The following is a 10,482-nucleotide window of genomic DNA, read 5'->3' as shown; positions in this document are numbered from 1 at the left end:
TGCGACTTTGTTTAACGACCACGGTTGTGGGTATCCGGTGTTTGGTCAGATAAACCATAAGTTATACCTTTTCCAGTGGGAACAAGTGTGCAATGAAATTTGAAAAGAATGATCTATTAGGACTAGTAGACAGCCTAAAGTCTACTATCGAATTGCATGAAGTGAGCACTGAAAAACAAGATTCGCTCCTATCCGATATACTTTTTCATGTCGCGTACATGATCGACGAAAAGCAGGGATCAGCTTTGCACGAGAATGTATTTGAGATGCTTGAAGAGTTCTCTCCTCTTCCAAAAGATTATCTCGTCTGCGAGTTGGTAGTGAGACTGGGTAGGAAAAAGCTCGAAACCAATATTTTAAAATCGAATATTGAAGTTCCTCGCAGCATGCAACTGAATTTGGAGGTTCTCCTCGGTCTAAGAGATATATCTGAGATTGACGATAATATTGATACTGAATCAAAATTCAAAAGATTGACAATTACAGGGCTGGTTTTTGAAGGCCTAGATGGCACCAAGGAATCATATTCAGAGCAGTTTGATAGTTTGAATGAGCTTGTTGGCTTTATACTTAAAGTTGCGAGTAAATGGGTATAACAAGCGCGTGCAAGGGACAAAACTACGCTCCGGAAAATTGTGGTTTGCTGCGCAAGAATTACCACAATTTACCTCCACTCCGTTTTGCCCCTGACGCGAGCGTTAGGCGAGGGAGATTGAGATGCAAGAAACCAAGTTAAAAGATTTGTTAGATACTACCCTTTTGCCTTTTGGTTTTGAGCGAAATAAAAGGGGAATTCCAGTATACAAAAGAGATTTTAATGGCCAGACTCAAGAAATTGGATTAAGAAAAGGAGTTACAGGTGGAAAGGAGTTTTCAGTCTATTTCGAGGTTCCGGAAGAAGACACGTTCTATGAGTTATCTCATTTATGTCCGCTGAAAAACTCATATTGGTGGCCAGAGAACCTTTCAGAGGAATTAGCCAATTCATTGCATAAACAACTCAAAGACATCGCTTTGGCTTATTTCAACAGCAACCCTAAAAATTCAATTGCCAATGCCCATGATATTGAAGTTTTGCAGAAGCTGTTATTGCCAGAAAATAATTTTAAAAAATTTGAGGGTGGTTACTGGCGCATAAGAGGTGATGTTATTGATATCATCGATATTGAGCTTTTAGTAAACAATTTGTTTGCGTATATTTACTTAAGCGTGTGGCATAGAGAATTGGCCGATGAAAATGTTGAGTTTAACCCTAAAAATATAACTAGAATTACTTCTTGCACCACGGGGAACGATAGAATAGATAATAATCCTAATTCAACGTATTTCAATGTTAGCAAGGGCTTGATCAATATCACTAGTCAAATTAGCTCTACGATTACTGATTATTTTGATAGCATCAAAACAATTGACAATGTAAAGGATAAGGTAAGACCAGAGTTTAGATGTTACATAAAATCCGCCTAACAAGTTGCTGCAACGGACACAAAACGCTTGGCACCTTTTGTGCCACTGAGCAATGCGTTAGCTATTTAGGGGGAAGTGTATGGACTATTGGGATCTTGTTGATCCGATTTGGGAGACGGTTTCAATCTATGACGGCCCAGATGTCTTTCTTCAGCAATATGCAGATTCGCCAGAGGCCTCTCGCACTCTCTTTGCCGCGCATTGGTGCCAATCAGAAATATGTAATGGTGGCTTTGATCAGTTTTTCTCCAACAGCACTGGCGTACTTGCTCCCGAGGGGGTTGAGGCGTTCCGCAAGATCGGCATGCCGCAGATCGCAGCCTTAGTTGAGCAAGCCATGGCAGCCCTTGGCCCCACATATCCTCGAGACCGTAGCGAGAGAGAGGATGCAATCGAAGCTGCTTGGGATGCATGCGGCGACAACGAAGGCGGACCTTTCGGCGATCTTGACGAGTTGTTCTTCAAACTCATAAAGACCGAAAACGGCGGTTTTGGAGAAGCTGCGGACACTTATGCGACCTCAAATAGCTAACAATTCGTTGCAGCCGACCGCCTACGGCGGCGGCTGAACTCAGGGCGTTGAGAGTCTGCTTTCATCTGCCGCCACAGGCCGCTCCTGGCCGAGACCAGTCACGCAGCGCCAGAGAATGACTGGCTGCAATCGCTGCAGAACAGACCTACGCGTGACGGCTTCAGGATGAACGGAGTCGCTCGCGGTCGACGCCTTCAACGACGGCTCTAGCCATCCACCGGCCGGTTGCGGTTAGCCTCTCATACGATCGCTCTTCGTACGCGAAGTCTTGGGGTGCCCCAGAACGGCAGGCCGCGGGCACCTCAACAGTTTCACCTACCCCTGTACACTGCTTTACTGTCGGCAGTGAGGAGGAGGATTGGCAACTGCAACTCAGAACTGCATAGCAGCGGTGTGCTTCATTCCGCTCGATGCGACCGCACCCAAATTCTTCGGGTTCTCCGAGTTCCTTGCGGGCTTGGCGCTGATGGTGCTGGCCTGGACCATCGCAGACGTGCGATATCGCTTTCGCGTCAGGACTGCACCTATCCCGCTTCAAGGAATCACGTTTGCCGTCGTCGCCGGCGTCGGCGTTCTAACGTTGCTGACCGACCTCTGGCGCGCTGAGCAGTGGCTCGTGCCCCAAGGGGACTTGCTGACACCCGCTTCGTGGCAAGCGCTGCTCGGAGGGTTGTTCCTGCTGACGTTCCTGACCTGGACGTGGTTCGCGTTCATTCGACCGCCGACGTACGGTCGGTACAACGCGGAGCGCTTTGCGCAGACGCTGTACCGTTTCATCCTCAAGGGATCGCCGACTGAGCTGGCTGTCATAGCCGACGAGTTGGCCCTGTCGGCCCGGTCGCTCGTGCGGCATGCGACAGATAGAGGACGCTTCAAGAACTTCGGCTACCAGCGTGAAGAGGAAAGGAAGCGGGTCCCTCCGAAGGTCGAGGCGTACGCGAATGACTTGCTGTTGCTGATCGCTGACAAGAGGCTCTGTCGTGCGATGGTTGAGTCGTCGCCGGGGACGGCGTTAGCGATCTTCCGGGCGATCGGTGAGACGAAGAAGTACGGCGTCCAAGTCGAGACGTTCGGAAAGAACATCGTTTCAGAGGCCATAGCGAACAAGGACTCGTTCCTCTTCCACGAGGCGGAGGGCTACCACTCTGGCCTGATCGGGTATCACAAGCCGCTCAGCCAAGCGATGTTCTCGAACTACGACATGGTCGAGACGATCGGCACTCTGCTCGACCCGGACTTCGCAGGCCAGAAGGTGTGGGACGCTGAGCAGTTGGGCGCCTACTGCCTAGCAGTCTTGATGGTTCTGCGCAACTACGTAGAAGACGGGTACCGCGGGCACTCATATGTCCTCTACCGCGCCAAAGGCTATCTTGAGCACGCAGTGTTCGATCTGTACAAGCTTGACGGTGTTGCGAATAGTTCTTGGGACGACGACATCCAAGCCCGCCTGCGCGTAGTCGTCAAGTTCATCGAAGACGCTGTGAAGATCCTCGATAGCAAGGGAGTACCCGACGACTTGCCGCTGCGTATTCGGGACAAGCACGGCCCGATGCTGGAGACGATCTATGACCACATAGCCAGCCTGATCTTCGAGGTGATCTTCGCGGCCTCAGCGGTGACCAAGCCGAACGACCATTGTTGGTGGATCCAACACAACTCTGTATGGGGGAAGCTGTTCAACTTCCAGAGCCTCAAAGGAGAAGCAGGCAAGGTTGTCAAGTTCAAGGTTCGCCGGCTGCTCTACGACGAGGTCGCTCGGATGAACGAGTTTGCCAACTTCAAGGGCGCCAAGATCATTGGCTTCTGTTTGAACGTCATGGGCCTGACGGTCAGGACAGACAACTACGATAACGACAGCCGGGCGCTCCAGAAGGCAGTGCTGCGGTGGACAAGAAAGAACTTCGTGTGGCTGCACGAACACACCCCGCGCGTAGCTGGCGCTTGTCTTGTCGACGGCATGTCGTACGACGCCGAGAACCGACGACTCGTGAGGACGTATCCGGCCGAGGGCTTGCGGCGTGAGCCGCACTACGTCTATCTCGACCTCGACCCCGCGCCGGAGAACGCAGTCGGCCCAGCCGCGGCAGCTTGACCCGCGAGTCCGGGCGTGCAGATGGAGCTGGATGCGTGCTGCGGGAGCAGTGCTGGGAGTTCGTGCAGCATGAAACAGTCGTTCGGTCGTTTGTAACGCGCGCGGATCGCTTCGACGCAATCGAAGGGCGTGGCCTCACAACGCTGCCCTACGAGCCTTCGTCGATGTCAGCGGCGAATGACGGCTTGATGCCGTGCGGCGTGAGGTCGCCCACCCGGGCTCAATGACGGCAACCTCTGCATTGCAGAAACCGAGCCGATCCTTCCCTTAGACAACCTGCAGCGGTGACTCGAAATCCTGCAAGACAAGACACCTTGCGCAGCTACCTCCTTCGGCATAGCCTACCGCGATGCCAGAAACGGACAAACTCTTTCCCGAGTACCAGCTCCTGTCCTGGCTGCCTGACGAGACATTCTTCAGCCTGGTTAGCCGTCATCACCAGCTTTGGGGGCATGTCACATCTGCGCAAACCTGCCAACTGATGTTCGGCAGCGCACGTGCCGGTGTCCACCATGATCTACCCAACAGTCTTGGTGCCTTCGCGCAGCGCACGAATGCATTGCTGGGTGACGTCGATTCCATTGCGAGAGAGCGGACACTGCTCAATTTCTATGCGTCTTTCGCTCCACCAGATGAGACAGCAAACGCTGTCGCCTGTATGTCCGGTGCCAGTGTGGCCCATCTGAAGCTACGCCTGGGCATCCTCACAAGCCGATTTCGCGCCAACCATCCCCTCAAGGCTTGTCCGCAATGTATGGAGCAAGACCTCCGCGAAACTGGATGGGCCTATTGGCATTTGAAGCATCAGTTCCCGGGTGTGTGGATGTGTACGACACACCAGCAGCCATTGCTTCAATCAGCCCTTAAAGCCAATGGAGTCGAGCGCTTCCAATGGCTCTTGCCGCGCTTGGCTGACTTGCATTCCGCAAGCACGCAGTCCCTCGCAATGGCTTCGTGCTCTGTTTTGTTAAGACTCGCAGAGCTCATTGAAAACCTTGTTCAGTCAGGAGCATTCAAGCCACTGCTGTTCAGAGATCTGCACGAGGTCTACCGCGAAGAATTTCGGGCGCGTGAATGGATTGCCGGTGCCTCGAGCTTGCGTATCGGACAGATCGCGGCAGCCTTCCTCAATTACTGCGAGCCACTCAGGTGCGTTCCAGAGTTCGCGTCGCTCGCCCAAGATGAGGAAGGGATGGCGACGCAACTGGGTCGATTGCTGAGACCGCCTCGGTCGGGAACCCATCCCATCAGGCACCTGCTCCTTATCCATTGGCTGTTCGGCACTGCACAACGGTTCGATCTCGCAATGAAATCCAGGGGTGCTCACACCCAATCAACCGCCCCAAACAAGGTGTTGCCCGGATTCGCCGTCATTGACCCGCGAATGGACCACCTCCATCGTCTCATTCAGGAAAAGGGGGAATCGGTGCGCAAGGCAGCGAGCCTCGTTGGTGTTGACCCGCAAACCGCTCTCATCTGGGCTGCAAAAGCAGGGATAGAGATTTCACGACGACCACAGAAGCTGTCCACAGATGTGCGTGCCAAAGCTATCCGGGATCTGCGTAAAGGGGCAGGCAAAGAACAAGTGGCATCTCGAGTCGGAGTCTCTGTCGGGACCATCACCCGTTTGTTACTCAGTGACGCAACGCTGCATGCAGACTGGTCTCAAGCGCGAAGCGAAAAAGCGAGGACCCATGCGCGAAATCTTTGGCTTGAGCTGTTGCAGTCCTCAGGAGATCTCGGGGTCAAGTGGATGCGCACCATGGACCCACGCACCTATGCGTGGCTCTATCGAAACGACCGCGCTTGGTTGGACGCTCACAAACCGGATCCCCTTCCTGAATCCCAGCGCTCCAGACCGTCCTCAGTGGATTGGTTAGCCCGAGATGAGTAACTATGCTTCCTGGTCCGTGAAGCAGCATTGCGCCTGATGGAGGAGCAGGGCATCTCGCGCATATACCTCTGGCAGTTGTGCCAGCAAATACCTGACCTGCGGGCAAAGCAGGCCCAATTGCCCCGATTGCCGCGCACTCTTGAAGCCATCAAGGCAGCTCTGAGTGCCCATCTACCGTCCCAAGATCTTTTTCGCTGAGACCCATCCTTTGTCTATTTCGTTTCGCTCTTGATATGTATATATGCATTGGGTTATGCTTTATGCATGGTTGAATCGGAAATAAGAGCACGCGCAGCAAACGCTCGTCGTATTTGTTTGGCCCATGGAATAGCCCAGGCGGACATTGCCGCCCACGTAGGGGCCAGTCAATCTCAGGTCAGCCGCATCCTCAAGGGAGAAGCCGTCAGAGCCTCACGTTTGTTTGAAGAGGTATGCCTTTTTGTGGAGTGCTTCGAGGGTGGTGTCAGCGCCGATACCGTTCGCAGCAATCGAGAGCTGATTGAGGCCCTTCAGGCCACTTGGGATGGCTCTGCGTCACATGCCAAGGCATTGGCTGCAGTGATTCGATCCTTGGCGATTCTCAAACCCGCTTGATCTGATACGGAGACTGCTGATGAACATGCTTGTGCAACCAGCGCCCTTGCCGGAAGAGATGGACCGTGGCTACTTGGGGCGGATCATGCGGATCAATGGATACCGCACTCCAAAGGACGCTGTGGAGGCAATGGCTGCGCATTTTGGTGAGGAAGGGCGGTCCCGCCGTGAAGTCACAACGCATGAACTTCTCAGCCGTATGGCCGGCATGACTACTGAGCAATTTGCACAACGTCATACGACCCTTCCGTTACGCAGGGGGATCACATCCTATTTTCCGGGCCTTCTCCATGGAAGCGAAGAAAGAAGGTCTCTGCTTCATAACAGTGCCAGCCTGCGCAAAGGCCAGGCAGCGTTCTTTTGCAAGGAATGCGTTGAGGCAGATGTTCGCTTTCATGGGGCGAGCTACTGGCGCCGGGATCTGCAGACACCTGGCCAAATATGGTGTCCAAAGCACATGAAGCCCTTGCACTTCACTACATCAGTGGATCCTTTCATTGCATCCCCGGCCATGTCGATGGAGGTCGCAGATCAGATCCCTGAAGATTGGGTGAGGCCTGCCATTGGCAATCCGCATGTCGAGCGATTTATTGAGCTGGCTGCTGCCCTGTTCGATCGAGCGGAGCCTCTGGACGTCGCTCTCATTGCCCCTTTGCTCAGGGATACGGGAAGCGCGCAGGGCTACAAGGCCAACGCTTCGTCGAAGCAGGGGGTGCTGATCAGCGACCACATTAAGGCACTGTTTCCTGAGCAGTGGCTGAGCGCCGTGTTTTACGAGGTGGTTGAAAAATCTATGGGCGCGTATCTCCATCAGGTGGATGGGGCGCTCTATCTTCGTAAATCCGCATCATCAGTGATTGCCTACTTGCTGGTGTTGTCCGTCCTGTTTGAGAGCGCAGACCACGCCATCAATGCTCTATCGGGAGCCTGTAGTGGGGATGCGATGCCCGGATTGCGTCAGAGATCGGCGAAACGCAGCATTCCCGACATGGATGAGCTCCTCGAACATTACGTAGCAGCAAGGGGAGGGCATGCAGAGGTTGCCCGGATGCTTGAGCTACCTGTTTATGTAGTTCGCAAGACTCTGTGCAATATAGGTTTGCCGAACCTGCCTGAGTGGGATGTGACATCGGAGATCGGTGCAGTAGCTGCTCTGAGGGCGTATTACCTCAACAAGCGCTCCTACCTCTCATCCCGGGAAATCTCGGGTTTGACCGAAGCGCGTTTTGATGCGCTGATGCGCCAGTGCGGACCCAAAATGGCTATTGCCCTTGACAGGATGACGCCGAAGACCAGGAACCAGACAAGGACCCGGCGAATGAAAGGCCGGCTCCCCGTCAGACTGGAGCAAGAGGCTGTGCTGGCAACCCCTCAGTTCCGCGAAATGTTGCTCCAGAACTGAGCCCAAAAGCTGTGATCCTCCGGAGATAGATCTTCGTACATTGACAGCCGTCCTGGGTCATTGCTGTGAAGCGCAGCAACGGCCTGAGCCACTGGAGCCAGATAGGTATCTGCAGCCACCTTGAAGTCATCGAGACGAAGATCGTCGTCATTGCGCTCGAACGCCACTCGGTGCGCGGCAATCCAAAGTGCAATGATCAAACGTTGAACGCCGGCAGTTTTTTCGAGGACGAGATCACCCAATTCTTCAGTGATAGCTATTGGGCGAGCGACGTACTGGTAGTGGCCGAGTCTTGGCAGAAAGTGCTGACGGAACGCCGCATCGTGATCTCCCCAGAAATGCTTGAAGGCATGGTACCCAGAGGTGACGATGCGTTCCGTGTTGCTCAAACGCTTGGTCAGCGCACCGAAGCCGTCCGGCGTACCAGAGACCAGCAGCGGTATCTGCCATTCGTTCAACGCCGTCAAAATCCACTTGAGGGACTGATCGTCAATGATGCGCAGCTCTGGCGGTGGTTCACCGAGCTTTCTTTCGCTTCTGGACTTGAGAGTAGGAAGCTTGAACAGGTTCTGAATCTCATCCAGGTGCAGAAGACCCAGAAAATGGCCGGAAGCAACCTGACGCCATTCATCCAGCATTTGTGGTCCATTGCGCCATTCGCCAGCCAGTGTCTCGTCAAAACGGGTACTGCCTGTTGCCTTTTTCCATGCCGTCATCAGCGCCGCTGCGAGATCGGTGGCCTTGCCACCCGCAGGAACATCCAGCGAGAGCCAGACCACCTGCTGCAAGCCATTGACCATCCGGAAAAATGAAGTGTGCTGGATAGTTTGAGGGAATGTGGAAAGGCATCTGCGAATCGCTTGTGTCTTGCCCGAGCCGGAAACCCCTACAACTGCGGCTCCGTAGGTTGGCGCCGTTACAGGAGGCCTATAGCGGGCCTCCTCGCCGCTGATCATGCTCCATGTACTGGATGACGAGGGTTGCAGATGGTGGTAGTTCTGCCGGATCATCATGTCCATCGTCTCGTACAACTGCAGTTCCTCCACGCTGGGGACGTGCAGATCGCGCACACTCATCAGCATGTGTAGGCGGACGTGGCGCGGAATAGACGCGATGTCTTTGGGGGGACGAGGCGGAAACTCGACCAATGCCTTTAGTGTTTCAGGGCGTGAACGTATCGGTCCAAGCTGGGTAATGAGTGAATTTCCTGCGTAAGGGTCGTGCACTGCGACGGTTTCGGGCGCGCGCTTAGTCATGCATGGCCTCCGCATCCATTGCTTTGACCAAGTCGCCCATCATCGCGTCATAGTTGGTTTTGGACTCAGCTCGTGTCTTAGCAGCACCTCGGACTTCGCCCACCATCAGTTGACCGGCGAACTCGTTTTCGATTGAACGGGCTTGACGGATTGTGGGAGTGAGTCCATGTGCACGTTTGCGGGCAGCGCGAGTTTCTTCCACGGCTTGTTTGCGAATGAGTTCCATGCGGTGATAGCCGAGTACCGCTTCCCGCACGCGTTGGTGTTCAACATCTGCCGCCTTGAGCTTTTGGAACGCAAATGCGTCAACCATCTCGTCATGGGTGAGCGCGGGATCGGCCCGGGAATGGTCGGAGATTGTGAGATCGATCAGGCCATTTCCGCTTTCGTACGGAGTCCAGATGCGTGAAACCGAGCCTGGGTAGTACTGGGCCGGGATTTCCCAACTGCCCCGAACTGATCGTGCGCGAGTTGTCCATTGCTCGGTTTCTACGACCGGCGCGCTATAGCGATTCGTGCGGAAGACGACACCGTTCCGAGTGACGCGTGCCTCGCCCGTGGGGAGCAGCTGCGTGATTAACTCCGCCTGTGACTGTGCGCGAGAGAAGCCAATCCCCATGGCATGCCCCCAACGCCACAGCCCTGCTGGGCTAGGGAACACACCTTGCGCGATCATGTGTGCATCCAAGCGATTGCTTCGGTCTGCAGTCAGGTTGTAGATGTAGAAGCACTCGTGGAGAAACTGCATGTACTTACGGACCGACATGGTTGCTGCCGCTGGGTTAGATCGGCGCAAGTCGTATTCCTTCCTCCTGGCGTCCATCGCACCTGGAATGAAGTGGTACTGCACGTTCTTCATGATGCGGTGCATGACCTCCACCACGCCCTTCAGATCGGGACGGAAGGGCGCGGTGTAGCTGAGAGTAGTGAGCAGTTTCATGCCCGTGGCCTTTGCCCGCTTGGATAGATACTCACCTCGATCGCAGAGCAGCCTTGCAGGAAGCGTAGGGGTGGGAAATAGAGACTGACGCATGTCGTATCCCCACAGATCACTCATCAGGTTGGACGATGCGACTGTGTTGAAAATAGCGACCTGCGCGGTATCCCAACTGGGACCTGTGAGACAGACATAAAAGCCCACGACAGCCGTTGAGAAAACGTCCACGATGACATACACGATGGGGGCGTGTCCGAATTTTTGTGTAAACGGTTCGGACTTCAGTTGACGGAGATGCGGTCTCCGAA

The 10,482-nt window shown here is 54.3% G+C and carries 8 protein-coding genes and 1 pseudogene; 7 read left to right on the top strand and 2 right to left on the bottom strand.

Going from position 1 to position 10,482, the window contains the following annotated elements; translation table 11 throughout:
• Positions 1-92: 92 nt before the first annotated feature.
• From MJ602_RS16605 to MJ602_RS16575, 7 genes are all read left to right on the top strand, one after another.
• Positions 93-596: a hypothetical protein gene (locus tag MJ602_RS16605; RefSeq protein ID WP_243021859.1), complete on the top strand. Its 504-nt coding sequence runs from the start codon at positions 93-95 to the stop codon at positions 594-596.
• 121 nt (positions 597-717) lie between these two features.
• On the top strand, positions 718-1,467 hold the full coding sequence (locus MJ602_RS16600; protein WP_243021858.1) for a hypothetical protein: 750 nt from the start codon (positions 718-720) through the stop codon (positions 1,465-1,467).
• Positions 1,468-1,546: 79 nt separating this feature from the next.
• Positions 1,547-1,999: a DMP19 family protein gene (locus MJ602_RS16595; RefSeq protein WP_243021857.1), complete on the top strand. Its 453-nt coding sequence runs from the start codon at positions 1,547-1,549 to the stop codon at positions 1,997-1,999.
• Between the two features lie 358 nt (positions 2,000-2,357).
• Positions 2,358-4,091 (top strand): hypothetical protein, encoded by a 1,734-nt coding sequence (locus MJ602_RS16590; RefSeq protein ID WP_243021856.1) that lies wholly within the window; start codon positions 2,358-2,360, stop codon positions 4,089-4,091.
• Positions 4,092-4,440: 349 nt separating this feature from the next.
• Complete coding sequence (locus tag MJ602_RS16585) at positions 4,441-5,985, top strand: TnsD family transposase (RefSeq protein ID WP_243021855.1); 1,545 nt, start codon at positions 4,441-4,443, stop codon at positions 5,983-5,985.
• 264 nt (positions 5,986-6,249) lie between these two features.
• Positions 6,250-6,579 carry a hypothetical protein gene (locus tag MJ602_RS16580; protein WP_243021854.1) on the top strand — a complete coding sequence of 110 codons (330 nt, stop codon included), beginning with the start codon at positions 6,250-6,252 and terminating at the stop codon, positions 6,577-6,579.
• A 19-nt stretch (positions 6,580-6,598) separates the two neighbouring features.
• Positions 6,599-7,981 (top strand): TniQ family protein, encoded by a 1,383-nt coding sequence (locus tag MJ602_RS16575; RefSeq protein WP_243021853.1) that lies wholly within the window; start codon positions 6,599-6,601, stop codon positions 7,979-7,981.
• On the opposite strand, the gene MJ602_RS16570 is transcribed toward MJ602_RS16575, so the two are convergent.
• Together MJ602_RS16570 and MJ602_RS16565 are read right to left on the bottom strand one after the other, a co-directional pair.
• Positions 7,951-9,237 (bottom strand): ATP-binding protein, encoded by a 1,287-nt coding sequence (locus MJ602_RS16570; protein WP_243021852.1) that lies wholly within the window; start codon positions 9,235-9,237, stop codon positions 7,951-7,953. The genes MJ602_RS16575 and MJ602_RS16570 overlap by 31 nt on opposite strands.
• A pseudogene (locus MJ602_RS16565) lies at positions 9,230-10,482 on the bottom strand (transposase); the annotation flags it as partial. The pseudogene MJ602_RS16565 and the gene MJ602_RS16570, both read right to left, overlap by 8 nt.

Origin of the sequence: Simplicispira sedimenti (assembly GCF_022760965.1) — a bacterium.
GTDB classification, from domain to species: Bacteria; Pseudomonadota; Gammaproteobacteria; order Burkholderiales; family Burkholderiaceae_C; genus Simplicispira; species Simplicispira sedimenti.
This window is presented reverse-complemented; position numbering and strand designations above follow the sequence as displayed.

What these genes read in the sequence shown, in the direction of transcription:
- MJ602_RS16575 (WP_243021853.1), top strand. Translation starts at nt 6,599, where the DNA reads ATGAACATGCTTGTGCAACCAGCGCCCTTGCCGGAAGAGATGGACCGT.
- MJ602_RS16600 (WP_243021858.1), top strand. Translation starts at nt 718, where the DNA reads ATGCAAGAAACCAAGTTAAAAGATTTGTTAGATACTACCCTTTTGCCT.
- MJ602_RS16585 (WP_243021855.1), top strand. Translation starts at nt 4,441, where the DNA reads ATGCCAGAAACGGACAAACTCTTTCCCGAGTACCAGCTCCTGTCCTGG.
- MJ602_RS16595 (WP_243021857.1), top strand. Translation starts at nt 1,547, where the DNA reads ATGGACTATTGGGATCTTGTTGATCCGATTTGGGAGACGGTTTCAATC.
- MJ602_RS16580 (WP_243021854.1), top strand. Translation starts at nt 6,250, where the DNA reads ATGGTTGAATCGGAAATAAGAGCACGCGCAGCAAACGCTCGTCGTATT.
- MJ602_RS16570 (WP_243021852.1), bottom strand. Translation starts at nt 9,237, where the DNA reads ATGACTAAGCGCGCGCCCGAAACCGTCGCAGTGCACGACCCTTACGCA.
- MJ602_RS16605 (WP_243021859.1), top strand. Translation starts at nt 93, where the DNA reads ATGAAATTTGAAAAGAATGATCTATTAGGACTAGTAGACAGCCTAAAG.